The sequence below is a fragment of the Eudoraea adriatica DSM 19308 genome, assembly GCF_000382125.1.
GTDB lineage: Bacteria > Bacteroidota > Bacteroidia > Flavobacteriales > Flavobacteriaceae > Eudoraea > Eudoraea adriatica.
This window is the reverse complement of the sequence record NZ_KB907546.1, coordinates 490,562-513,506: the sequence shown is the minus strand read 5'-3', so window position 1 is coordinate 513,506 and position 22,945 is coordinate 490,562. Positions and strand designations below refer to the sequence as shown.

The window sequence follows — 22,945 nt, the reverse complement described above, 5'->3', positions numbered from 1 at the left end:
AATAGGATATGGTAATTCTGTGGCTGGAAAAGTAAGACCATTGACGGGATAAATATCATTCCAAATCAGTATTTTTGATAGAAATTGAATCGATATGTTAATAATAGGAATTGGAGGAGGAACCGGATGTGGCAAAACCACCGTTGTTAATCAAATTATTAACGAACTTCCAAATGAAGAGGTTGGTGTAATCTCTCAGGATTCATATTACAATGATCTGTCTCACTTAAGTTTTGACGAGCGGTCCAAAATTAATTTTGATCATCCCCGGGCAATTGACTTTGAACTTTTAGCTAAACATCTAAATATTTTAAAACGTGGAGAACCTATTGATCAACCCGTGTACTCTTTCCCAAAGCACAACAGAACGAAAGATACAATAAGAACGCACCCCAGAAAAGTAATGATTATAGAGGGAATTTTGATTATGACTAACCCTCTTATAAGGGAAATGTTCGACATAAAGATTTATGTTCATGCCGATTCTGATGAACGCCTTATACGGAGACTCAAACGAGATATAAATGAAAGGGGAAGAGATCTGTCGGAAGTCCTAAGCAGATATCAAACCACTTTGAAACCTATGCATGATCAGTTCATTGAACCCACCAAGGAATACGCAGATATAATTATTCCAAATAATAAATACAATACGGTAGCAGTAGATATAGTGCGCACTATCATTAATGAAAAATTGAGCTAATGGGTTTAAAAGCAATCAGAAAAAAGAAATGGTTTGGAATTATAACAAATATTTATGTCCTGGTACTTACAGTATTTGTCATTTGGATGGCTTTTTTTGATACAAACTCCTTACTTATTCACATGGAATTGAGGAAAGAAATCAAAAAACTGGAAAAGACTCAGGAATTCCTGAAAGAAGAAATAGCCAAGGATAAGGAAATTATTAAACAGCTCTCAGACCCAAAAGAATTAGAAAAATTTGCTCGGGAAAACTATTATCTTAAAAAAAAGAACGAGGAAATTTATTTAATAGAATATGAGGATAGTATAAAGCAAAAAGGAGATGAATAAAGAACATTTGTTTGCCGATTTCCCAGCAGTTTCTGCAAAAGCCTGGAAGCAAAAAATACAGGCTGATCTGAAAGGTGCAGATTACAACGAAACTCTGGTATGGGAATCCCCGGAGGGAATAAAAGTGAAACCCTTTTACACAAGTGATGATCTGGATGAAGGCCTGGTTAATTCTCCTGTTTCCACTTCGAACTGGTTAATTGGGCAACATATTTTTGTTACCAATGACACAGAAGCTAATCACAGGGCCATAAAATCTCTGGAAAACGGAGCGGAGAGTCTGATTTTCACTCTGGTCAGCGCTGATATAGAACCCAAAGAGCTATTGAAGGGTATTGATATAAATTCAACTCCTATACACTTTCAATTTCAATTTCTATCCGTGGCATATATCAAAGATCTTCTTTCATATACTGAGAGTGCAAAAGGGAATATTTATTTTCACATTGATATTCTGGGCAATTTATGCCGGTCTGGAAATTGGATTACAGATTTTGAATCAGACCATGCTGCTCTCAAAGAAATTCTAAACGAGGCCAGAAACACCCCAACATTAAGTATTGATGTTTCCCTATATCAAAATGCCGGAGCCAACAGAACACAGCAATTGGCCTACGCCCTGGGACATGCAAGTGAATATTTGAATTTTTTGAATGAGAAAAAACTATTGCATTCCAATCTGAAAGTTTGCTTCAAAATTGCAGTAGATGGAAATTATTTTTTTGAGATTGCCAAATTACGGGCGTTACGCCTGCTCTGGAAAACGATCTCAGCAGAATTCGGGGTTTTGGCGGATTGTCATATTTTGGCTTGCCCCTCTAAAAGAAACAAGACTATATATGATTACAACGTAAATCTACTCAGAACAACAACAGAGTGCATGTCTGCAATTCTGGGTGGGGCCGATACAGTTTTTAATATGCCATACGATGCTGTATATCATAAAAGCAATGAATTTGGGGAACGAATAGCGAGAAATCAATTGCTGATTTTAAAAGGGGAAAGTTATTTAGACAAAGTAACTAATCCTTCAGATGGAACATATTATATAGAGGCACTTTCACAACAACTGGCAGAGAAAGCACTGGATATATTTAAGAAAATTGAGGAAGGTGGTGGTTTTTTAAAGCAATTAAAAGCTCACAACATCCAAAGAAAAATCAAGGAAAGCGCTCTTAAACAGCAAATTCGTTATGATTCCGGAGAAGAGATACTCGTAGGCAGCAATAAATATTTTAATGAAATGGAGAAAATGAAGCAGGAATTGGAAAAAAATCCATTTATGAAAAAGAATTTCAGAAAAACGATTATTGAACCAATATTGGAGATTCGGTTGTCAGAATCGTCAGAAAAAATAAGGTTGGATCATGAGTAGAAAAAAGCTTCAACACCTGGTTATAAATCCTGTTAACACCAATGGACCTAAAGAATCAGAAATAAAAGAATTTAGTACTGCTGAAGACATTCCGGTAAAATCCTTTTTGTCTAAAAGTAATATTGACCACTTGGAGCATCTCAGTTTTGCCGCAGGTATAGCACCAAATTTACGCGGTCCTTATTCTACGATGTATGTGCGAAGACCGTGGACAATTAGACAGTATGCAGGTTTCTCTACGGCACACGAAAGCAATGCTTTTTACAGACGCAATCTGGCCGCTGGTCAAAAAGGTCTTTCTGTTGCTTTTGACCTCCCCACGCACAGAGGTTACGATAGTGACCACGAACGCGTAGTTGGAGATGTAGGTAAAGCGGGCGTCGCCATTGATTCTATTGAAGATATGAAAATTTTGTTCGACGGTATTCCATTAGATAAAATGTCTGTGTCAATGACCATGAATGGTGCAGTATTACCAATTATGGCTTTTTATATCGTTGCTGCGGAAGAGCAAGGAGTGTCTCCAGAACAGCTCGCAGGAACCATTCAAAACGATATACTAAAAGAATTTATGGTGAGAAATACGTATATCTACCCACCTTCTCCCTCTATGCATATAATTGCGGATATATTTGAATTTACCAGTAAGAATATGCCCAGATTTAACAGTATTAGTATTTCCGGATACCATATGCAGGAAGCTGGAGCTACTGCAGATATTGAACTGGCTTATACCCTTGCAGATGGACTTGAATATATCAGAACTGGTTTAAAAGCAGGTCTGGATATTGATCGGTTTGCCCCCAGGCTTTCTTTTTTCTGGGCCATTGGGATGAACCATTTTATGGAAATTGCCAAAATGAGGGCGGGAAGAATGTTGTGGGCCAAACTTGTAAAACAGTTCAATCCTAAAAATCAGAAATCGTTGGCACTCAGGACTCATTGTCAGACCAGTGGTTGGAGCCTTACCGAGCAGGATCCCTTCAACAATGTCACCAGAACGGCCATTGAAGCTTTGGCGGCGGCCCTGGGGGGTACTCAAAGCCTTCATACGAATGCCCTGGATGAGGCCATTGCCTTACCCACAGATTTTTCCGCACGGATTGCACGAAACACACAAATCTATCTCCAGGAAGAAACAAAAATTACCAAAACAGTCGATCCATGGGCCGGCAGTTATTATGTCGAATATTTAACAGATGAAATAGCTAAAAAAGCCTGGGATCTCATCCAGGAAGTAGAAGACCATGGGGGAATGACCAAAGCAATTGAAGCAGGTATCCCCAAAATGCGAATTGAACAGGCCGCAGCAAAAAAACAGGCTCGTATAGACAGCGGACAAGACATCATTGTAGGAGTTAACAAATATCAGTTGGAAGAAGAAGAAGAATTACAGATTCTGGAGGTGGACAATGCAGAGGTTCGAAGGCAACAAATAGAACGATTAGAAAAATTAAAACAGGAAAGGGATAATTCAGAAGTAAGTCGAATCCTTAAAAAATTAACGCAGGCTGCAAAAGATAAATCAGCGGGAAAACCTGTGAAGGATGAAAACAATTTGTTAGCTTTAGCAATAGAAGCAGCCAGGGCCAACGCAACATTGGGTGAAATAAGCGATGCTCTGGAAGAAGCTTTTGGAAGATACAAAGCAAAAATTCAATCATTTACAGGAGTGTACGCAAAAGAAATCAAGAATGACCAAAGTTTTAAAAAAGCCAGAGAATTGGCAGATGAATTTGCAGAACAGGAAGGTCGGAGGCCTCGTATAATGATTGCGAAAATGGGACAGGATGGACATGATCGCGGTGCTAAAGTTGTAGCTACCGGATATGCCGATCTTGGGTTTGACGTTGATATAGGCCCTTTATTCCAAACTCCTGAGGAAGCGGCAAAACAGGCTGTGGAAAATGATGTCCATATCCTTGGGGTTTCTTCTTTGGCTGCCGGTCATAAAACCCTAGTGCCGCAGGTTTTGGAAGAATTGAAAAAGTACGGCAGAGAAGATATTATGGTAATTGTGGGGGGCGTAATCCCCAAACAGGATTACCAATATTTATTTGATGCAGGCGCAGCCGCCGTATTTGGACCCGGCACTAAAATTAGTGATACGGCTATCCGGATACTTGAGATTTTAATTGATTAATTGGTTTAGATATCTGTAGCAATAGACGAAGAGCCTTACTTTAACCAACTTTAACACCATTGGGAGAGTTATTCACTTTGTGTTAACAAAATACTTTTTAGTGCATTGTAAATAATTGTATTTTTAACCCCTAACTTACTTCAATTATGGGCAAGATTATTGCTATCGCAAACCAAAAGGGTGGGGTTGGCAAAACTACTACCACAGTTAATCTGGCTGCCTCGCTGGGTGTACTTGAAAAAAAGGTGTTATTGATTGATGCTGATCCCCAGGCCAATGCTACTTCCGGATTAGGTATTAATGTAGATGAAATTCAGATTGGTACATACCAGTTATTGGAACATACAAAGGCCGCCGGAGAAACAATTATTAATACTTCTTCTCCCAATGTAGACTTAATTCCTGCTCATATAGACCTTGTGGCTATTGAAATTGAATTGGTGGACAAGGATGAAAGGGAATATATGATGAAGAAAGCCATTGGTGATTTAAGGGCGATTTACGACTATATACTTATAGACTGTGCACCTTCTTTGGGTCTGCTTACCCTAAACGCTTTAACAGCAGCAGACTCCGTGATTATCCCTATACAATGTGAATATTTTGCGCTGGAAGGACTTGGAAAACTATTAAACACTATAAAAAGTATTCAAAGGATACACAATCCTGAATTAGATATTGAAGGCATGTTGCTAACTATGTACGATTCCAGATTACGCCTTTCTAATCAGGTTGTTGAAGAGGTCAGAAAACACTTCTCTGATATGGTTTTTGATACAATTATTCAACGAAATGTTCGACTTGGGGAAGCCCCCAGTTATGGCGAAAGCATTATAAAATATGATGCCAGTAGTAAAGGTGCTACAAACTACCTAAATATGGCCAACGAGCTATTGAAAAAAAATAGAGAAAAGGTATAATGGCTAAAGCAACCAGGAAACAGGCTTTAGGAAGAGGACTTTCCGCTCTGCTTAAAGATCCTGAAAATGATATTAACTCGGTATCGGATAGAAATGCCGATAAGGTTGTTGGCAATATCGTGGAACTTGATATCGATACGATAGATGTTAACCCTTTTCAACCCCGTTCCCATTTTAATGATGAAACGCTTCAGGAACTGGCTTCCTCAATAAGTGAATTAGGAGTTATTCAGCCAATTACAGTTAGAAAATCTGACTTTAATAAATTTCAGTTAGTCTCCGGAGAAAGGAGGTATAGGGCTTCTAAATTAATTGGCCTTAAGACCATTCCGGCATATATCAGAATTGCTAATGACCAGGAGTCTCTTGAGATGGCTCTTGTTGAAAATATTCAGCGCCAGGACCTGGATCCTATCGAAATTGCGCTTTCCTATAATCGTTTAATCAATGAAATAGGCTTGACACAGGAAAAATTAAGCGAAAGGGTTGGTAAAAAAAGGTCGACAATTGCTAATTATCTTCGCTTATTGCGTTTAGATCCAATCATTCAAACAGGAATGAGGGATGGTTTTATTTCTATGGGTCATGGCAGGACACTCGTAAACATAGACAATAGAGAAGATCAGATTAGCCTCTACGAAAAAATTGTAAAAAACAACTTATCTGTAAGGGAAACTGAGCAACTTGTGAAACAATATCACGAAGGACCTCTTCAGAAGAAGACTATAAAAAAATCGTCCGGGGCATCAGCACTTGTAGTTGAAGGTACCAAACAACTTAAACACTATCTTTCTGCCAATATAACAGTCAATTCTGCAGAAGACGGCAAGGGTAAGATAAGTATCCCCTTCAGTTCAGAAGATGATTTTCAGCGATTGAAAAAACTAATTACAGGTGAGTAAAACCCTTGTACTTCTATGTTTGCTATTTTTCCCTGTACTTTCTCCCTTGGCCCAGGAAGGTCAACAAGAAAGTCCTAAAGATTCTGTCCCACAAATTCCTGAAAATCCAGATATTATTGTAGAAGGTAAAGTAGAAAAGAAGCGAATTAATCCTTTAGCTCCAAGTAGGGCGGCATTTTATTCTGCTATTCTGCCAGGATTAGGTCAGGCCTATAATAAACGTTATTGGAAAGTGCCTATTGTTATTGGGGCCATAGGCGTAGGTATCTACGCGTATAATTATAATAATGATCTCTATGTCCGTTTCAGAACGGCTTTCAAAAGAAGGAGAGCTGGTTTTACGGATGATGAATTCTATGATGTTAACGGGTCTGGAATTGTTCCCGGTAGTCCCGACTTTTCTGACGATGCCCTGCAGGATGGCCAGGAACGCTATCAAAGAGATCGCGACTTAGCCTTGTTTATTACACTGGCGCTTTATGCCTTGAATATCATTGATGCTAATGTGGATGCACATTTAAAACAATTTAATGTAGACGACGATCTGGGTTTGGATATCAAGCCATATCTTGAATATAACCCAATTATAGGCAATCCTAATTATGGAGTGGCCATAACCATTAATTTCTAAAATATGAATATAGGCTTGTTCGGCTATGGGAAAATGGGGAAAATGATTGAAAAAATCGCTATCCAAAGAAATCATACCATAGTTGCGAAAGTAGATGTGGATTCAAAAGAAATTGACTATACCAAGATGGATATAGCAATAGATTTTAGCAGTCCAGAGGCGGCATATAACAATATTAAGGGTTGTCTCGAGCATAATATTCCGGTTATCTCCGGGACAACAGGCTGGCTTAACGATTATGAGAAAATAATTTCTTTTTGCAAAAATAAAAACGGTGCCTTTATTTATGCTTCAAATTTTAGTTTGGGTGTAAATCTATTCTTTCAGTTAAACAGGTATTTGGCAAAAATGATGCGTAATTTACCACAATATAAAGCTTCGATTGAGGAAACCCATCATCTGCAAAAACTTGATGCTCCCAGCGGAACGGCTATTTCGCTTGCTGAAGATATTATTGACAATTCTGCCTATGAAGGCTGGCTTTTGGGAAAATCACAAGACCAAAATATCCCTATTACTTCCAAAAGGATTGCAGATGAATACGGAACACATGTTGTTTCTTATGAAAATGAAATAGATGAGATAGTTATTAAGCACAAAGCTTATAATAGAGAAGGTTTTGCCTTGGGTGCAATTGTAGCTGCCGAATGGTTAATTGGAAAAAAGGGTGTATTTACAATGAAAGATGTGTTAAACCTGGGTTAATTTTGGTAACAAATCAGACCAAACAACGTCTGTAAAAAGAGAAATAAGAGTATGAACGGTACAAATTGGATTATCTTCATTTTAGTTATACAAGTCATTCATTTTTTGGGGACTTGGAAACTATATATTAAAGCAGGAAGAAAACCTTGGGAAGCAATAATTCCTGTATATAATGCCATAGTTTTAATGCAAATAATCAGGAGACCTAAATGGTGGGTAATTCTTCTTTTTATCCCTATTATAAATCTTCTGATGTTTCCGGTAATTTGGGTTGAAACCATACGAAGTTTTGGGAGAAATAGAATTCTTGAAACATGGCTGGTAATACTAACCCTTGGTTTTTATATATTCTATGTGAATTATAGCCTCGATGTAACCTATATTAAGGACAGGAGTCTGCATCCAAAAAGTGGATCAGGAGAATGGGTTAGCTCAATCGTATTTGCTATAGTAGCCGCCACACTGGTTCATACTTATTTCATCCAGCCATATGTAATCCCGACCGGTTCATTGGAACGAACACTGCGGATTGGCGACCTGTTATTTGTGAGTAAATTTCACTATGGAGCTCGTACACCAATGACTACTATAGCTGCTCCAATGGTGCATGATACAATACCGGGATTGGGGATCAGGTCTTATCTAAAGAAGCCCCAACTACCCTATTTTAGGTTACCCGGATTTGAAAAAGTTAAAAAAAATGATATCGTTGTTTTTAGCTGGCCGGCTGATACCGTCCGCGTATTTTTCAAAAAGGAAGAAGGAGTTAAAAAACCCATTGATAAAAAATCCAATTATGTGAAGCGATGTGTTGGAACTCCCGGCGATTCACTATCCGTAATTGATGGTTTGGTATATATTAACGGTAAAAGGCTGCAACTGTCAGACAGAGCCAAACCGCAATATGATTATACCGTTTACTCACAAAAAGGAGTTTCATCAAGATTGCTTTTAAGTTTAGGCATAAATGAATTTTCACGAAAATACCTGTCGGCTCCATTAAACCAAAATCAATTTGATGCAATCAGCAAATACCTAATAGCCGGGGGTCAAAATGCAAAGGGCGAAATAGAGTTGATTACTGATGCAAGTGGTATTCCCACAAAAGTTATCAGACAAGCCGGTTTATCATTACGGGAAGAAACGGGTCGCCAGCGAACAGTGACCATTACTGATGAAATGTTACTGGAATTAAGAAATAATCCGGATATAGATTCTGTTGTGAAAATTATAGAACCCAAAGGGGTGAAAGGTTATAACATTTTTCCGCACGATCCTTTCTATCCATGGAATAATGACAATTTTGGGCCAATTTATATTCCTGAAAAAGGAGCAACCATTGCATTGACACCAAAAGTTCTTCCTCTTTATAAAAAGATTATTCGCGACTATGAAGGAAATACTATAGGAGTTTCAGGCAATCAGATTAGCATAAACGGCGAGGTTACGGATTCTTACACCTTTAAACAGGATTACTACTGGATGATGGGGGATAACAGAGATCACTCAGAAGATAGTCGAAGCTGGGGATATGTTCCGGCCAATCATATTGTTGGTAAGCCTATTTTTATATGGCTCAGCTTTGATAATTTCAACAAAGGAATTACGAATTGGAAACCTAGATGGGACAGGATTTTCACAACAGTTGGTGGTGATGGCGAACCCCGGTCTTATTTCAGGCATTTCCTTATTGCACTGGCAGCCTGGTTTATATTTGATTACTTTTGGAAACGCAGAAAGAAGCTTAAAAAGTAAATTTTTATTTTTCCGGGTGGAATAAAATCTGTAATTGATGACCTTGTTACTCCATCCTACCTACTTACCTAATATTGCAACATTTGCAACTCTTGTGCAAAATAGTATTATCTGGGAGGTCTGTGATAATTATCAAAAACAAACCTACCGCAACAGGGCATTCATTTGTACAGATCAGGGTGAATTTATGCTGAATATTCCAATCAAACATGTTGGTGGCAAAGAGGGAAGACAGAAGTATAAAGATGTAAAACTGGATAATGATTACAGATGGCAGCGGCAACATTGGAGGACGCTTCAAACGGCATACAGAACATCTCCTTTTTTTGAATATTACGAGGATGACCTGGCCCCTGTCTTCATGAAGAATCACTCATATTTATTGGATTTTAATCTTTTTGCCATTGATATAATTGCCGGTTGTTTACAATTCAAGAATAATAGAAGATATACGGAACTTTACGAATCAATACCCAAAGGGGTTCTTGATGCCAGGTTTTTGGTGAACGCAAAAAAAACAATTAATATAAAGCAAAAAGACTATACGCAGGTATTTATTTCAAGGCATGGATTTATTGAAAATTGTAGTGTCCTGGATTTATTATTCAACGAAGGTCCTGCAAGTCTTGATTATTTAATGAATCAAAATCTTGATTTTCTAAATGCTTAGATTCCTGCTGCATTACGGTATTCATATACTGGTTCCTATAGCCGTTGGACTCCTGTTTTATAAGGATAAAAAAATATGGATAATCCTTATTCTCCTATCGGGCATTTTAATTGACATTGATCATCTTATTGCAAACCCAATCTTTGACCCTGGCAGATGCAGTATTAATTTTCATCCCCTTCACTCCTCTTGGGCAATTGTTATTTATATTTTGCTTTTTTTATATAAATACACCCGGATTATAGGGCTGGCTTTGCTCATTCATATATTCGCTGATTCCATAGATTGTTACTTCTTGTTGTCAGAGGCGAATTGAAGACAAGACAGGATAGTGATCAGATAATTTTAGGTCAAAATTTTCATGTGTTAGGACATCCATAGACTTATCTACTAAAATATAGTCGATGCGAAATGGGATGAATTTTATATCAAAGGTTTTGCCAAAACCAGAACCTTTCACTTCAAACGTATCCTGCATTTCCCCTTTGATAATATGATAAACATTAGAAAAGGCAGTGCTGTTTAAATCCCCGCAAATTAAAACCCTATAAGGTGAGTTATTCCTGTGCTGATCTAAAATAGATGCCTGTTCCTCGTGTTTTAAAAAGGTATTCTTCATTTTACCATAAGACTTAAACACACGTCTTATACTTTTTACTCTGGATGGAGCTACGTTAAAAGACTGAAAGTGAATGTTATATACCCTTAAGGTATCACCTTTGTATTCAATATCTGCATAAAGGACATTATTTAGAGTCTCAGGAAAATCTAGAGATCCATTTGAGATGATAGGGTATTTTGAGAAAATAGCCTGTGTAGATTTATCTGAACCATAGGGCGTTATATAGCGATAGTCATAGCCCGGTAATAATTTTGTTGCCCGTCTATCAAATTCTTGCAAACAGACTATATCAGGATTTTTTTCTTTGACAAAATCAATTATTTTATGTCCTGTTAATGGGCCTTTTATCTGACCTGTAAATTGAAAGCCCCTGCAATTATAAGCCATAATGCTCAGGTCTTCATCCAGGGGCGATGCATTGGAAGAACCAAATCTATATATGGAGTCAAAAGTGAAATAAGAAATAAGCACGGCGAAAAATGAGACTAGAAATATCATTTTTTTTCGAAATACCCAATAAAAAATAAATGGAATGTTAATGATAAACGAAATTGGAACAAAAAGACCAAAAAAAGCCAAAGGCAGAAATGTCCTTACAGAAATAAACGGTCCAAGACATGAGGACAAAAGAAGTATACCAAAAAAAAGATTCAGTATTAAAATAGTCTTATCAAAAAACGATAATTTTCTCACAGATTAGTCTTCTTTACCTGCCTTAAATAAAAAATCCTTTTCCGATTTCGACAGGCTTTCATACCCGGATTTACTAATCTTGTCCAGGATAGTATCTATCTTACGCTGCTTACTTTCCCGATCGTAATTTGCGTTGGAAACATTCTTTCCCTTTGCGCGGCGGTAAACTGTTTTCATAGGTGCCTTTTTTTCTTTCTTCTTAAAAAAACCCTCAATACTTTCAATCATTTTAGTAAATCCTTCGCCTATGTCCTGACCTTTTAAAAGCTGTCTGGCATAAACGTATCCCAAAAACGCACCACCCAAATGAGCCAGATGTCCTCCGGCATTTCCACCGGATGGAATTTGAATTAAATCAACTATAACAAAGAAAGCTCCAATGTACCATAGTTTGATATTGAACATGAATAGCCTTACTTCCTGGTTAGGAATATAGGCACAGACAAAAATTAATACAGCTGTTACACCTGCAGAGGCTCCTATCAATGCAGCATTTGTACTTAAAAAAGCCGGGAATACATTGTAGCTTAGCAAAAAAACCAAACCACCCAATATTACTCCTAAAAAATAAATGCTTATAAATTTTTTGGGGCTAAATAGATTGAGTAAAATTCTGCCGGTGAAATAAAGCATTATCATATTCCAAAATAGATGCCAAATACCTCCATGAAAAAAGGAATAGGTTACAAGAGACCAGGGCTGAGAAATAAAGTCTACAAAATCTTTTGGTAATTCAAACCATTGGATCAATGAATTGGAGGGCATTCCCATTAAAAATGTAAATAATCCGTTTATGATAAAAACAAATACATTTACCGCAATTAATTTTTCCGCAATACTAAGTCTTGCGAATTGATATTTTAAATTTCCAGAATCCATTCTAATCCCATCGATTTTTATTAAATTGATTTTTTTTCCAGTACCACATCATTAAAAATCCAAAAAGAGCTCCTCCTACATGGGCAAAATGTGCGATTCCATCGCCAAAAATAGAATATCCGGTAACCCCCGAAAATAAGTCCAGGCCGATTAATACAGGAATGAAAAATTTTGCTTTAATTGGAATTGGCAAGAAGATAAGGAATAATTCACTATTTGGATAAGACATCCCAAAGGCTACCAAAATTCCATAAACTGCCCCCGATGCACCTACCGCCGGTGTATTGTAAGCACTTAAAAAATTATCAATAACACTCCGAGGTGCATAATTATACCAGTCCGGACTATATTGGCCTCCGGAAATAATTTCTATTATCTGACTTTTCGCCATTCCGGCATTCACAAGCGCCTCAATACCCTGATTGAAATAATAATAGTTTACACCCGAATGTATAAGTGCAGCCCCAATACCTGCAGAAAAATAAAAGAACAAAAACTTATTTCTTCCCCACATCCTTTCCAAAGGTGTGCCAAAGGCCCAGAGCGCATACATATTAAATAAAATATGCATAAATCCTCCGTGCATAAACATATGAGACAGTATCTGCCAAATTCCAAAATGCTCATTCTCCGGAAACCACAATGAAAACCATTGATACATCTGGTCTCCATAAAGACTTGTTGCTACAAAGAACAACACATTAACAATCAGCAGATGCTTTATGGCATCAGTTAGTCTTCCCATCTATATAAATTTATTATCAATATCACGTTCTGTAAGTGTAACGTAAATTGTTTTATTAAACGGGCTCCGGTTAGATTCCTTACATGCAAACAATGCATTAACCAAAGCCTGTTGCGACTCATTATCCAATATTTCTCCGGTTTTTACTGCCAAAGACTTGCAAAGTGCTTTTGACAACACTTCTGACTGGGTAAATCCATTTCCGTTTATCTCCATTTGATAATCGGAAATTAATTGATCCAGGATAATTCCTATTTCACTCTCATTAATAAGCTGAGGGATTCCAGTGATTTGAAGTTCATCTTGTGTAAAAGGACCAAAAGCAAAACCCAGAGATGTAAGACTTCCTTGGATTTCCTTAAGCACTGCCAATTCAGATTTTGAAAAAGTAAGTGTCAGGGGGAAAAGCAATTGCTGGCTTAACGTCTCCTTAACCGTAATACTCTTAAGAAATTTTTCATACAGTACTCGTTGATGCGCGCGTCCCTGATCAATAATAAGCATCCCAGACTTTATTGTAGTTACAATATACTTTCTTCTTAGTTGAAATGTACTTGCGCCTATTCGGTCTAATTCTTCCTCCTCCTTAAAAATTGAACCTGTTATAGTATCAGATTCGAAATGTACTGTACTAAAACCCTCTCCCATCCCAACTTTCGACTCTAATCCCACGTACATACTTTCCCAATCCCCGGTTCGCTGCTGTGAAAAGGTGCTTTTAGTACTTTTCTCGAATCCGCTTTCCCTAAATGGATTGTACCCAGGGTTAATAGTAATGCCGGGTTGTTGGGCCTGTCTGTTTAATTGGATATAAGGTGTATCCAAATTCTGATCTTTGTCAAAATCTAAAACGGGACTTACATTAAACTGACCCAGGCTGTGTTTTACTGTTGATTTTAGGATAGCATATAAAGTATGTTCGTCATCAAACTTAATTTCCGTCTTAGTCGGGTGAATATTAATATCTATAGATGTCGGATCGACTTCGAGATATAAAAAGTAGCCCGGACTTGTATCCGGTCTCAACAGTCCTTCAAACGCAGCCATAACCGCGTGATGAAGATACGGGCTTTTAATAAAGCGATGGTTTACAAAAAAGAATTGTTCACCCCTGCTTTTTTTTGCATATTCCGGCTTGCAAATAAAACCTGATATTTTAACTACCTGGGTTTCTTCTGCTACAGGCACCAACTTTTCTTTGGTTTTCATGCCGAATATATGTACAACTCGTTTTTTTAAATTTGTTGCAGGCAGGTTGAATAACTCGTTGTTGTTGTTATAAAAATAAAAATGTACGGACGGATGTGCCAGAGCTATCCTGTGAAATTCATCAGTTATATGGCGTAATTCTACCTGGTTAGACTTCAAGAATTTTCTCCTTGCCGGAATATTAAAGAAAAGATTCTTTACGGATACAGATGTTCCTTTTGGTGTAACACTTACTTCCTGAGATAAAACCTTACTCCCCTCAATCTTAAGAAGGGTACCAACTTCATCTCCCTCCATACGCGTATTCATCTCAACATGTGCTATTGCAGCAATAGAGGCCAGTGCTTCTCCTCGAAATCCTTTTGTGTTTAAATGAAATAAATCTTCAGCACAATTAATTTTGGAAGTAGCGTGCCTTTCAAAGCTTAATCTGGCATCGGTTACGCTCATACCCAACCCGTCATCCACAATCTGGATTAAAGTCTTTCCTCCATCTTTTACAATTAATTTTATGGTAGTGGCTCCTGCATCAATGGCATTTTCTAATAACTCTTTTACCACAGAAGCCGGGCGTTGGACTACTTCACCGGCGGCTATCTGATTAGCCACATGGTCTGGCAAAAGTTGTATAATATCTGCCATTATTTTGTAAAGAAGATTGATAAATCAAAATCGATAATATAAAGGAATATAAGGATTAGGATAACGATTATAATAAGCATTCTAAGTTTTAGGTTTTTATCACCAACCCTCTTGATATCCGCCATTGCATTGCTGAACTTTCCTTTCAATCCTTTTGGCGCATCTATCGTGGTTCGGAATTTATCAAGTTTTGGCTGCATTTTATAAGGGCTGCCTTCACCCTTATCGTCATAATAACGGGGTGTATAACTGTATTTTCTGTTCTTTCGTAATTTTGAAAATTTTCCCATGGGCCTTAGGCTCAAAGTTACTCAAAATCAAAAAATATGAAGAGATATCCTTCCTAAAAATTGTTAACAGTTCTCATTCCGCTTGTTACACGAACTGCATTTTGCAGCAGAATCCATTAGTACCTGGTTGTGAAATGTTGCAGAATTAATCCTTCGAAGAAACCAATTAAAGTAAAGCCATTTTAATTGCAGCAATCGCAGCTTCGATTCCTTTATTTCCGTATTTACCGCCACTCCTGTCTTTTGCCTGTTGAAGATTATCATCGGTTAATACACAAAAAATCACCGGGGTGTCGGTAATCACATTCAGGTCTTTTATCCCCTGGGCGGCGGCACTGCACACAAAATCAAAGTGCTTGGTTTCCCCTCGAATTACGCTACCTATCGCAATTACTGCATCCGGATTATTTTTCTGTATCATCTTTTTACAGCCAAATATAAGCTCAAAGCTGCCTGGAACATTCCATCTTAAAATATTATCCTGGTTTACACCACAATCCAATAGCGCACTTTCTGCCCCTTTATAAAGGCCTTCTGTAATCTCTGAATTCCACTCTGAAACAACAATCCCAAACCGAAGAGCCTTCGAATTTGGGATTGTTTTCTTGTCATATACCGACAGATTTTTGTTGGACGTAGCCATTTACTTCTTGCTTTTAGCCATTCCAATAAAGGTATCTATGGTTTTGGCCTCTTCCGAATTTGAAAATTCATCTTTAATTCTCTGGAAATACTGAAGTGCCTTATCATTCTGATTCAATTCCATAGCTGTCACCCCCGCTTTGAAGAGATATCTTGGAGTAGTGTAGTCATTAGTATTGTGCGCAAATGCCGATTCGTAATACCCAAGGGCATCTGAAGCCTGCCCTAATTGCATAAAGGCATCTCCAATTCCACCTTTAGCCAGGGCACCCAGTATTGCGTCATCGGATGAAAAGCTCTCCAAATGTCTGATGGCATCTTCGTATTGTTGCATGTTCAAATATGCCATGCCTGCAGAATAATTTGCCAGGTTAGCTGCCTTTGTGCCTTTATATTCGTCAATTATATCCAGAAATCCATATTTCCCTTCAGCACCATTTAATGCCAAAGTAAACAAGGAATCCTTTTCCGATGTATTGTTTAATGCCTGATCAAAGTATTGTTGCGGATAAAAAAGTTCATTGGCAGCATTTGCCTCTTTTGGTGTCTGAATGAACTGATTATAAGCAAGATAACCTAAAACCGCAATGGCAATTACACCTATAAGTCCAAGGATGTAATTTTGATTTTTGGCCACCCATTGTTCCGATTTTGAAGCACTCTCATCTAAGCTGCTAAAAACCTCGGCCGTTGCACTTTTCTGAGAAGCAAGTTCTCTTTCCTCGGCTTTATTTTTAGGCTTGTAACCTCTTTTCTTATATGTTGCCATCTTAAAATTTATTGGTCGCGCAAAAATAAAGGTTTTATCCAAAACCAAAAGCCAAATTATTCGTTATTTTTCGATAATTTGCACCTTCCATGTATATTACCAAATTACTTTCCCAATGTTTCTGAAGAATTTATCGCTGGTTAACTACAAAAATTTTGAAGAACGGCAATTTGAATTCGATTCCAAAACAAATTGTTTTGTTGGGGATAATGGAAAGGGGAAAACCAATATCCTGGATGCTATTTACCACCTTGCATTTGGTAAAAGTTATTTCAATCCACTGGCCGGTCAGAATATAAAACACGGGGAAGACTTTTTTATCATTGAAGGTATCTTCAAACTCAGAGACAGGAACGAAAAAATTGTTTGCAGCCTCAAAAAAGGCATGAAAAAAATCATTAAACGCAACAATAAAGTTTATGATCGTTTATCTGATCACATTGGACTATTGCCTCTGGTTATTATCTCGCCAGCCGACAGAGATCTAATTCTAGAAGGAAGTGATATTAGAAGAAAATTTATGGACAGTGTTATATCACAGTCAGATAAGGAGTACCTGCAAACACTTCTTAAGTATAACAAAATACTTCAGCAGCGGAATACCCTGCTGAAATATTTTGCAATTAACCATTCCTTTGATCAGGCTACCATTTCGGTGTATAACGAACAGCTGAATGGTTTTGGAACCAGTATTTTCAATAAAAGGGCGGCGTTTGTTGAAGATTTTATTCCTATTTTTAAAGAACAATACTTAGCAATAACCGGCGGAGAGGAATTGGTTAACATACATTATGAAAGTAAATTGTTCTCCCGGGACCTTCTCTCACTACTCGAAAGTAATATTGAAAAAGACAGGGCCCTGCAATATACCTCTGTTGGCATACATAAGGATGATCTTCGTTTTGAAATAGAAAATTATCCAATAAAGAAATTTGGAAGCCAGGGTCAGCAAAAATCATTTTTAATTGCCCTGAAGTTTGCTCAGTTTCAATTTCTTAAAGCACATGCCGGAACAACGCCAATTATGCTTTTGGATGATATCTTTGACAAATTGGATGAAAAAAGGGTTAAACATATTATAACCTTGGTGGATGATGAAAATTTTGGGCAAATATTTATAAGTGACACACACCCGGAGCGGACGGAAAATGTTGTGAAATCTATTCATCAATCCTATAAAATTTTTAAATTGTGATATGCAAAAGTGGCTCACTTTATTGCTTATTTTTTGCTTTCTTTCTTGTTCGGAAGGGATTTCTGTATCTGATTTAAATTACATCAATGGATATTGGGAGATACAGGAGGTTAAATTTCCTAATGGAAAAACCAAGGAATATGATGTCAATATGACCATTGATTATTTTGAATATGACAAAATGCAAGGTTTTCGCAAGAAAATGCAGCCCAAATTTGATGGGACTTTTACCACTTCCAGTGATGCCGAGTCATTCCAAATAAATGAAAAAGATGGCTCATTCTGGATGGTGTATAAGAATGATTTAAGCAATTGGGAAGAGCAAATAATTATGATTAATAAAACCAGAATGGTTGTTAAAAATAAAGAAGGTCTGTCTTATAATTACAGGCGCTTTCAAACCATCAGTATTAAAGAATAATGGCCAGAGAAAAAAATCTTCATTCGCTAGGAGAAGCCTTAAATGAATTTATTAAAGAAAATAAATTGCAGAATGGCATGGACAAGGTCCTGGCCCGGGAAGCCTGGGAAAAGATAATGGGAAATGGTGTGAATAATTATACGACTGCAGTTGAGTTGCGAAACAATACTCTTTTTGTCTCACTTTCCTCGTCCGTATTGCGGGAAGAACTAAGTCATGGTAAATCAAGGATCATTGATATGCTCAATGAAGAACTAAACAAAGATTTGGTAAAAAATATTGTTTTGAGGTAAACTGTTCGGTTTAGATGAAATTTTTCGGTATTTCCCCTTAGTAAATTTCCCTGCCTGAAAAATGGAAACTTCCTTCTATTGCCGCATTTTCGTCACTATCTGAACCGTGTATGGCGTTCTCTCCTATGTCTTTTGCAAACAATTTTCTTATGGTTCCTTCAGCAGCTTCCGCAGGATTTGTAGCCCCTATTAAAGCCCTGAAATCATCTACTGCATTATCTTTTTCTAAAATAGCAGAAACTATAGGCCCCCTTGTCATAAACTGAACCAACTCGTCAAAAAATGGTCGTTCACGGTGAATTGCATAAAACTGCTGCGCATCACGTCTGCTCAATTGAGTATATTTCATTGCAATGATCTTGAATCCCGCTGATGTGATTTTTTCTAAAATCGCCCCGATATGGCCATTTTCTACCGCATCTGGTTTTATCATTGTAAAAGTTCTGTTAGCTGTCATTTATAAAATTTTGGGCAAAAATACATTTTCTTATAGCAAACCACAACATTAATAATTCTGTCTTAATTCCAGGGGTACAATGCCATCATTTTCTACAATTTGTAAAATAACTTCCCTGGTAATCAAATTGAACTTTACCAATCCAAAACTCTCTTTAGATATAACACCTCCTATTCGATATGGATTAGGTTCTCCGGAAAAATCAGAGTATGCATGAGTTAGCCCGCTACTTGTAAAATCAATCAATGGATAGGAAAGTCCCGGAATTTCCACTTTCGAAAATTCAGAAATATGGCGGTCCCCGGAAAGAATCAACACCCCTTTAGCCTGCGAATCCACAAGCAACTTTTTAAATCTATCTACTTCGTGGGGGAAATTTCCCCAACACTCAAAACCGTGTTCATTAGACAAGAATTGAATGCTGCTAACTACAAGATTAAAATCCGCATCCGAATTGTTCAACTCATTGGCAAGCCATTTCCATTGTGTTTCTCCAAGAAGTGTTCCCTGTCCATATGGGTTAGGTTTATATGGTTTGTCAGTTTCTTTATCCCGGGTTAAAGCCGATCTAAAATATCGTGTATCTAAAACAAGTATTTTTATTTTGCCCAGATCGCTGTTATAATGATAGGCAAAATAAACTCCCTCCTGCATTCGTCTGGGATGATCTGCCGGTACGTCAATAAAATCTAAAAAAGCCTGCTGGCTTTGTCTTTTAGATACAAATTCGGAGCCTCCATCATTTAAACCATAGTCGTGATCGTCCCAGGTTCCAATTACCTGAGTATTCTTTTTTAATTTTTTGTAGCCTGTAACCTTATTTTGAGCGTTATATAATTCCCTTATTTTCGATACATCATCCGTATCTGCATAGACTATATCCCCACCCCAAATCCATAATAACGGATCTGCCTCTTTTATATCATCCCATAAAAAATTTTCTAAGTTTTGCTTGTTACAAGAGCCGAAAGCAATGGTAATTTGGGACTCAGGAACAGTTGTCTTTAATGATTTTTTTTTCGTAGTACACCCTGAAAGTAAAGCGAAAACGATTAAAACAAGGATTGATTTATTCATTAAGCCGATATTTTGTTAGCTAAAATAAACTTTTAAAAAAGGAATATTAATACCTCACCAAATTACTTTTGAGAGGTATAATAAAGTTGCATAAGAAAAGTAGTAAGCTCTACCTTACTTTTAAAATAAGCCCTATAGGGAATCTCTAATTTAATTGTATCTTTGCGCGCATGAATTCTGAGGATGTAAAGGTCATAAAAGCACTGCTCTCCAAGCCGAAAAGGATAGTAATTGTGCCCCATAAAAACCCCGATGGTGATGCCATTGGCTCCTCGCTGGGTTTATGGTATTATCTAAAATTAATTGGACAGGAAGCAAGGGTAATTGTCCCCAATGATTACCCCAGGTTTCTAAAATTCTTACCCGGCACCCCGGAAGTTCTCAATTTCGAGAGAGATAATGCAGCAGCGATGGAATACCTCAATAGTTCTGACCTTTGTTTTACCCTCGATTTTAATCAGCTGGGCAGAGTTGGGCAGATGACGCCAATCTTGGAAGGGCTAGGTGCAACATTTATCATGATAGACCACCATCAGGCCCCGGATAGTTATGCCAAAATAACTTATTCAGATACAAAGATGAGTTCTACGGCCGAAATGATATATAATTTTATTAGTTCTCTTGGTGATGCAAACAAGATTACCAGTGAAATTGCTGAATGCTTATATGCCGGAATTGTAACTGATACAGGTTCTTTTAAGTATTCCTCAACATCAAGTAAAACACATCAGGTTGCAGCCGATCTTATAGATAAAGGTGCGAATAGCTTTGAAGTTCAAAATAAAATATTTGATACAAATACTCCGGATAGATTAAAGCTCTTAAGTTGTGCATTAAAAAATATGGTTATCCTCAAGAATTATAACACGGCCTATATGAGTTTGAGTCAGGCCGAATTGGATGCGCACAATTATAAAAAAGGAGATACTGAAGGTTTTGTAAACTATGGTCTGACACTTCAGGATATTCGTTTCGCAGTTATTTTTATTGAAAATAAGGAGGAAGGAATTATTAAAATTTCTTTTCGATCAGAAGGAGAATTTTCAGTAAATGAGTTTGCCAGAAACCACTTTCACGGAGGCGGGCACACTAACGCAGCAGGTGGGAAAAGCGATAACAATATGGAAGAGACGGTAAAGCATTTTGAAGCCTTGTTGGAAAATTATAAAGAACAGCTTACCCGATGAAAAATTTTCTATATATTTTGCCATTGTTATGCCTTATTGCTTGTGGCGGACCCGAACCAAGGCGCCCTGTTAAAACGCAGTCCGGAAATCTTATCAAAGCTTCCGTTCAACGGAATATAGAACTTTTAAAACAGGAAGAGGCATTTATTCAGCAAATCATAGGAAATGATACGCTCCATGATTATCTGACTTCGTCCACCGGATCCTGGTACTTTTACAATTCAAGAAATGGGGATACTGATTACACTCCCCTTACCGATGATCTGGTGACGCTTAAATATAATTTGGTTAGTCTCGAAAATGATACCATTTATACTATGGAGGAAATCGGGACGATAAAATATCGGGTAGATAAACAGGAATTATTTCCAGGCTTGCGCAATAGTGTCAAACTTCTTAAAGAAAATGAAACGGCAACATTCTTTTTTCCTTCGGCAATGGCATATGGATACCATGGAGATAATAACAAAATTGGGCCAAATGTACCGCTCAAGTCTACCATTAGCATTTTAAAAATTGATAAACAAGAAGAAAATACGGATAATTAAATTCTAAAAAATGAAAAAAATAATTGTAATTGTTTTAATTGGCATATCAGCATTAACAAGCTGTACATCTAGTAAATACAGAGATCTAGGAGATGGCCTGTTTGCAGATATAAATACCAGCCAGGGAGATATTATCATCAAACTGGAAATGGAAAAAACACCTGTAACGGTTGCCAATTTTGTTTCCCTGGCAGAAGGCAATAATCCCTTTGTTAGTGAAGAGTATAAAGACAGAAAGTATTATGACGGAATAATATTTCACAGAGTAATAAAAGATTTTATGATTCAGGGGGGTGATCCTACCGGTACAGGTCGTGGAAACCCGGGTTATAGATTTAAAGATGAATTCAATGACTCTCTGGTTCATGATAAAGCTGGAATTCTTTCTATGGCCAATTCAGGGCCAAAAACTAATGGCAGCCAGTTTTTCATAACCCATAAGGAGACCCCATTTCTTAATGGCAAACACACCGTTTTTGGTGAAGTCGTATCCGGTCTGGAAGTAGTTGATTCTATTGCCAATGTAAAAACCTATGCTGAACCCAATAGAAAAGACAAACCTGTGGTAGATGTTGTAATGAATTCGATGACCATTGTTCGAAATGGGAAGGATGCCAGAAACTTTGATGCCATCAAAGTAATGACAGATTATTTTGCAGAAGAAGAAGCAGTTATAGCGGCTATGGCAAAGGTTAAAAGCGATTTTGCCGAAGAAATAAAAGAACAGGAACAAAATCTTGCTCAAGAACTTCCTTCTGGTTTAAAGATTCTTACTCTTGAAGAGGGAACAGGTGCTAAACCAAAAATTGGTGATAAGGTATTGGTTTACTACGCCGGCTGGTTAACCGATGGCACTCTATTTGACAGTAATTATGAAGATGTTGCCATCAAGTTCGATAAATTCGACGAAAGAAGAAAACAAGGGGGAGGTTATGAGCCCTTCCCAATGGATTTTAGTCCCGATTCAAGACTTGTGGCCGGCTTCAAAGAGGGTTTGCTAGGCATGAAAATTGGGGATAAAATCAGGATATTTATTCCGCCCCATCTGGGATATGGAGAACAAGGTGGCGGACCGATCCCTCCTAATGCAGATCTCATTTTTGACCTTGAGATACTGAGTATAGCTGAGTAAAAAAAGGC

The 22,945-nt window shown here is 37.5% G+C and carries 27 protein-coding genes; 18 read left to right on the top strand and 9 right to left on the bottom strand.

Annotated features, from left to right (window positions below):
• Positions 1-94: 94 nt before the first annotated feature.
• From udk to G504_RS19955, 11 genes are all read left to right on the top strand, one after another.
• A complete protein-coding gene (gene udk, locus G504_RS0102535) occupies positions 95-703 on the top strand; it encodes a uridine kinase (protein WP_019668563.1) in 609 nt (202 codons plus the stop codon).
• Positions 703-1,035, top strand: coding sequence for an FtsB family cell division protein (locus G504_RS0102530; protein ID WP_019668562.1), 333 nt, complete (start codon positions 703-705; stop codon positions 1,033-1,035). The genes udk and G504_RS0102530 overlap by 1 nt, the downstream gene beginning before the upstream one ends.
• Positions 1,028-2,410, top strand: coding sequence for a methylmalonyl-CoA mutase subunit beta (locus tag G504_RS0102525; protein ID WP_019668561.1), 1,383 nt, complete (start codon positions 1,028-1,030; stop codon positions 2,408-2,410). The genes G504_RS0102530 and G504_RS0102525 overlap by 8 nt, the downstream gene beginning before the upstream one ends.
• The gene (gene scpA, locus G504_RS0102520; protein WP_019668560.1) at positions 2,403-4,553 is read left to right on the top strand and encodes a methylmalonyl-CoA mutase; all 2,151 of its coding nucleotides are present in this window, start codon (positions 2,403-2,405) and stop codon (positions 4,551-4,553) included. The genes G504_RS0102525 and scpA overlap by 8 nt, the downstream gene beginning before the upstream one ends.
• Positions 4,554-4,699: 146 nt before the next feature.
• Complete coding sequence (locus G504_RS0102515; RefSeq protein ID WP_019668559.1) at positions 4,700-5,473, top strand: ParA family protein; 774 nt, start codon at positions 4,700-4,702, stop codon at positions 5,471-5,473.
• On the top strand, positions 5,473-6,375 hold the full coding sequence (locus tag G504_RS0102510) for a ParB/RepB/Spo0J family partition protein (RefSeq protein ID WP_019668558.1): 903 nt from the start codon (positions 5,473-5,475) through the stop codon (positions 6,373-6,375). The genes G504_RS0102515 and G504_RS0102510 overlap by 1 nt, the downstream gene beginning before the upstream one ends.
• Positions 6,368-7,006 (top strand): DUF5683 domain-containing protein, encoded by a 639-nt coding sequence (locus G504_RS0102505; RefSeq protein ID WP_019668557.1) that lies wholly within the window; start codon positions 6,368-6,370, stop codon positions 7,004-7,006. The genes G504_RS0102510 and G504_RS0102505 overlap by 8 nt, the downstream gene beginning before the upstream one ends.
• Positions 7,007-7,009: 3 nt before the next feature.
• The gene (gene dapB, locus G504_RS0102500) at positions 7,010-7,711 is read left to right on the top strand and encodes a 4-hydroxy-tetrahydrodipicolinate reductase (protein ID WP_019668556.1); all 702 of its coding nucleotides are present in this window, start codon (positions 7,010-7,012) and stop codon (positions 7,709-7,711) included.
• Between the two features lie 51 nt (positions 7,712-7,762).
• Positions 7,763-9,466: a signal peptidase I gene (lepB, locus tag G504_RS0102495; protein WP_026348347.1), complete on the top strand. Its 1,704-nt coding sequence runs from the start codon at positions 7,763-7,765 to the stop codon at positions 9,464-9,466.
• Positions 9,467-9,503: 37 nt separating this feature from the next.
• Positions 9,504-10,136 (top strand): WbqC family protein, encoded by a 633-nt coding sequence (locus G504_RS0102490; RefSeq protein WP_019668554.1) that lies wholly within the window; start codon positions 9,504-9,506, stop codon positions 10,134-10,136.
• Complete coding sequence (locus tag G504_RS19955; protein ID WP_019668553.1) at positions 10,129-10,452, top strand: DUF6122 family protein; 324 nt, start codon at positions 10,129-10,131, stop codon at positions 10,450-10,452. Before G504_RS0102490 ends, G504_RS19955 begins: the two co-directional genes overlap by 8 nt.
• Here G504_RS19955 and G504_RS0102480 read toward each other — a convergent pair.
• Positions 10,438-11,256 (bottom strand): endonuclease/exonuclease/phosphatase family protein, encoded by an 819-nt coding sequence (locus G504_RS0102480; protein ID WP_019668552.1) that lies wholly within the window; start codon positions 11,254-11,256, stop codon positions 10,438-10,440. The two genes, G504_RS19955 and G504_RS0102480, sit on opposite strands and share 15 nt — an antisense overlap.
• Before the next feature lie 40 nt (positions 11,257-11,296).
• Here G504_RS0102480 and G504_RS19595 point away from each other — a divergent pair, with 40 nt between their 5' ends.
• Positions 11,297-11,458 carry a hypothetical protein gene (locus G504_RS19595; RefSeq protein ID WP_157473006.1) on the top strand — a complete coding sequence of 54 codons (162 nt, stop codon included), beginning with the start codon at positions 11,297-11,299 and terminating at the stop codon, positions 11,456-11,458.
• Here G504_RS19595 and G504_RS0102475 read toward each other — a convergent pair.
• The 6 genes from G504_RS0102475 to G504_RS0102450 all read right to left on the bottom strand — a co-directional run bounded on the left by G504_RS0102475 (position 11,455) and on the right by G504_RS0102450 (position 16,627).
• Positions 11,455-12,330, bottom strand: a complete 876-nt coding sequence (locus tag G504_RS0102475; RefSeq protein WP_019668550.1) for a rhomboid family protein — start codon at positions 12,328-12,330, stop codon at positions 11,455-11,457. The two genes, G504_RS19595 and G504_RS0102475, sit on opposite strands and share 4 nt — an antisense overlap.
• A gap of 1 nt (position 12,331) precedes the next feature.
• Positions 12,332-13,075 (bottom strand): rhomboid family intramembrane serine protease, encoded by a 744-nt coding sequence (locus G504_RS0102470; RefSeq protein ID WP_019668549.1) that lies wholly within the window; start codon positions 13,073-13,075, stop codon positions 12,332-12,334.
• Positions 13,076-14,926 (bottom strand): DNA mismatch repair endonuclease MutL, encoded by a 1,851-nt coding sequence (mutL, locus tag G504_RS0102465; protein WP_019668548.1) that lies wholly within the window; start codon positions 14,924-14,926, stop codon positions 13,076-13,078.
• On the bottom strand, positions 14,926-15,216 hold the full coding sequence (locus tag G504_RS0102460) for a hypothetical protein (protein ID WP_019668547.1): 291 nt from the start codon (positions 15,214-15,216) through the stop codon (positions 14,926-14,928). Before G504_RS0102460 ends, mutL begins: the two co-directional genes overlap by 1 nt.
• Before the next feature lie 166 nt (positions 15,217-15,382).
• Positions 15,383-15,859 carry a 6,7-dimethyl-8-ribityllumazine synthase gene (ribH, locus tag G504_RS0102455; RefSeq protein ID WP_019668546.1) on the bottom strand — a complete coding sequence of 159 codons (477 nt, stop codon included), beginning with the start codon at positions 15,857-15,859 and terminating at the stop codon, positions 15,383-15,385.
• Entirely contained in the window at positions 15,860-16,627 is a 768-nt protein-coding gene (locus tag G504_RS0102450; protein WP_026348345.1) for a tetratricopeptide repeat protein, read from the bottom strand.
• Positions 16,628-16,742: 115 nt separating this feature from the next.
• Here G504_RS0102450 and recF point away from each other — a divergent pair, with 115 nt between their 5' ends.
• Genes recF through G504_RS0102435 form a run of 3 tightly spaced genes read left to right on the top strand, consistent with a single transcriptional unit; the run spans position 16,743 to position 18,536 of the window.
• The gene (recF, locus tag G504_RS0102445) at positions 16,743-17,822 is read left to right on the top strand and encodes a DNA replication/repair protein RecF (RefSeq protein WP_019668544.1); all 1,080 of its coding nucleotides are present in this window, start codon (positions 16,743-16,745) and stop codon (positions 17,820-17,822) included.
• A gap of 1 nt (position 17,823) precedes the next feature.
• Positions 17,824-18,243, top strand: coding sequence for a lipocalin family protein (locus tag G504_RS0102440; protein ID WP_019668543.1), 420 nt, complete (start codon positions 17,824-17,826; stop codon positions 18,241-18,243).
• A complete protein-coding gene (locus tag G504_RS0102435; RefSeq protein WP_019668542.1) occupies positions 18,243-18,536 on the top strand; it encodes a DUF721 domain-containing protein in 294 nt (97 codons plus the stop codon). The genes G504_RS0102440 and G504_RS0102435 overlap by 1 nt, the downstream gene beginning before the upstream one ends.
• A gap of 37 nt (positions 18,537-18,573) precedes the next feature.
• On the opposite strand, the gene G504_RS0102430 is transcribed toward G504_RS0102435, so the two are convergent.
• Together G504_RS0102430 and G504_RS0102425 are read right to left on the bottom strand one after the other, a co-directional pair.
• Positions 18,574-18,993, bottom strand: a complete 420-nt coding sequence (locus G504_RS0102430; RefSeq protein ID WP_019668541.1) for a nucleoside-diphosphate kinase — start codon at positions 18,991-18,993, stop codon at positions 18,574-18,576.
• Positions 18,994-19,041: 48 nt separating this feature from the next.
• A complete protein-coding gene (locus G504_RS0102425) occupies positions 19,042-20,070 on the bottom strand; it encodes an alkaline phosphatase D family protein (protein ID WP_019668540.1) in 1,029 nt (342 codons plus the stop codon).
• Between the two features lie 170 nt (positions 20,071-20,240).
• Here G504_RS0102425 and G504_RS0102420 point away from each other — a divergent pair, with 170 nt between their 5' ends.
• The 3 genes from G504_RS0102420 to G504_RS0102410 are packed head-to-tail and all read left to right on the top strand — an operon-like array spanning position 20,241 to position 22,937.
• Positions 20,241-21,257: a DHH family phosphoesterase gene (locus tag G504_RS0102420; protein ID WP_019668539.1), complete on the top strand. Its 1,017-nt coding sequence runs from the start codon at positions 20,241-20,243 to the stop codon at positions 21,255-21,257.
• On the top strand, positions 21,254-21,805 hold the full coding sequence (gene gldI / locus G504_RS0102415; protein ID WP_019668538.1) for a gliding motility-associated peptidyl-prolyl isomerase GldI: 552 nt from the start codon (positions 21,254-21,256) through the stop codon (positions 21,803-21,805). The genes G504_RS0102420 and gldI overlap by 4 nt, the downstream gene beginning before the upstream one ends.
• Before the next feature lie 10 nt (positions 21,806-21,815).
• The gene (locus G504_RS0102410; RefSeq protein WP_019668537.1) at positions 21,816-22,937 is read left to right on the top strand and encodes a peptidylprolyl isomerase; all 1,122 of its coding nucleotides are present in this window, start codon (positions 21,816-21,818) and stop codon (positions 22,935-22,937) included.
• The last annotated feature ends 8 nt before the right edge of the window (positions 22,938-22,945 follow it).

Excerpts from the sequence above, each read along its gene's own strand:
- udk (WP_019668563.1), top strand. The coding sequence starts at position 95 with ATGTTAATAATAGGAATTGGAGGAGGAACCGGATGTGGCAAAACCACC.
- G504_RS0102530 (WP_019668562.1), top strand. The coding sequence starts at position 703 with ATGGGTTTAAAAGCAATCAGAAAAAAGAAATGGTTTGGAATTATAACA.
- G504_RS0102525 (WP_019668561.1), top strand. The coding sequence starts at position 1,028 with ATGAATAAAGAACATTTGTTTGCCGATTTCCCAGCAGTTTCTGCAAAA.
- scpA (WP_019668560.1), top strand. The coding sequence starts at position 2,403 with ATGAGTAGAAAAAAGCTTCAACACCTGGTTATAAATCCTGTTAACACC.
- G504_RS0102515 (WP_019668559.1), top strand. The coding sequence starts at position 4,700 with ATGGGCAAGATTATTGCTATCGCAAACCAAAAGGGTGGGGTTGGCAAA.
- G504_RS0102510 (WP_019668558.1), top strand. The coding sequence starts at position 5,473 with ATGGCTAAAGCAACCAGGAAACAGGCTTTAGGAAGAGGACTTTCCGCT.
- dapB (WP_019668556.1), top strand. The coding sequence starts at position 7,010 with ATGAATATAGGCTTGTTCGGCTATGGGAAAATGGGGAAAATGATTGAA.
- lepB (WP_026348347.1), top strand. The coding sequence starts at position 7,763 with ATGAACGGTACAAATTGGATTATCTTCATTTTAGTTATACAAGTCATT.
- G504_RS0102490 (WP_019668554.1), top strand. The coding sequence starts at position 9,504 with ATGACCTTGTTACTCCATCCTACCTACTTACCTAATATTGCAACATTT.
- G504_RS19955 (WP_019668553.1), top strand. The coding sequence starts at position 10,129 with ATGCTTAGATTCCTGCTGCATTACGGTATTCATATACTGGTTCCTATA.
- G504_RS0102480 (WP_019668552.1), bottom strand. The coding sequence starts at position 11,256 with ATGATATTTCTAGTCTCATTTTTCGCCGTGCTTATTTCTTATTTCACT.
- G504_RS19595 (WP_157473006.1), top strand. The coding sequence starts at position 11,297 with ATGATAAACGAAATTGGAACAAAAAGACCAAAAAAAGCCAAAGGCAGA.
- G504_RS0102475 (WP_019668550.1), bottom strand. The coding sequence starts at position 12,330 with ATGGATTCTGGAAATTTAAAATATCAATTCGCAAGACTTAGTATTGCG.
- G504_RS0102470 (WP_019668549.1), bottom strand. The coding sequence starts at position 13,075 with ATGGGAAGACTAACTGATGCCATAAAGCATCTGCTGATTGTTAATGTG.
- mutL (WP_019668548.1), bottom strand. The coding sequence starts at position 14,926 with ATGGCAGATATTATACAACTTTTGCCAGACCATGTGGCTAATCAGATA.
- G504_RS0102460 (WP_019668547.1), bottom strand. The coding sequence starts at position 15,216 with ATGGGAAAATTTTCAAAATTACGAAAGAACAGAAAATACAGTTATACA.
- ribH (WP_019668546.1), bottom strand. The coding sequence starts at position 15,859 with ATGGCTACGTCCAACAAAAATCTGTCGGTATATGACAAGAAAACAATC.
- G504_RS0102450 (WP_026348345.1), bottom strand. The coding sequence starts at position 16,627 with ATGGCAACATATAAGAAAAGAGGTTACAAGCCTAAAAATAAAGCCGAG.
- recF (WP_019668544.1), top strand. The coding sequence starts at position 16,743 with ATGTTTCTGAAGAATTTATCGCTGGTTAACTACAAAAATTTTGAAGAA.
- G504_RS0102440 (WP_019668543.1), top strand. The coding sequence starts at position 17,824 with ATGCAAAAGTGGCTCACTTTATTGCTTATTTTTTGCTTTCTTTCTTGT.
- G504_RS0102435 (WP_019668542.1), top strand. The coding sequence starts at position 18,243 with ATGGCCAGAGAAAAAAATCTTCATTCGCTAGGAGAAGCCTTAAATGAA.
- G504_RS0102430 (WP_019668541.1), bottom strand. The coding sequence starts at position 18,993 with ATGACAGCTAACAGAACTTTTACAATGATAAAACCAGATGCGGTAGAA.
- G504_RS0102425 (WP_019668540.1), bottom strand. The coding sequence starts at position 20,070 with ATGAATAAATCAATCCTTGTTTTAATCGTTTTCGCTTTACTTTCAGGG.
- G504_RS0102420 (WP_019668539.1), top strand. The coding sequence starts at position 20,241 with ATGAATTCTGAGGATGTAAAGGTCATAAAAGCACTGCTCTCCAAGCCG.
- gldI (WP_019668538.1), top strand. The coding sequence starts at position 21,254 with ATGAAAAATTTTCTATATATTTTGCCATTGTTATGCCTTATTGCTTGT.
- G504_RS0102410 (WP_019668537.1), top strand. The coding sequence starts at position 21,816 with ATGAAAAAAATAATTGTAATTGTTTTAATTGGCATATCAGCATTAACA.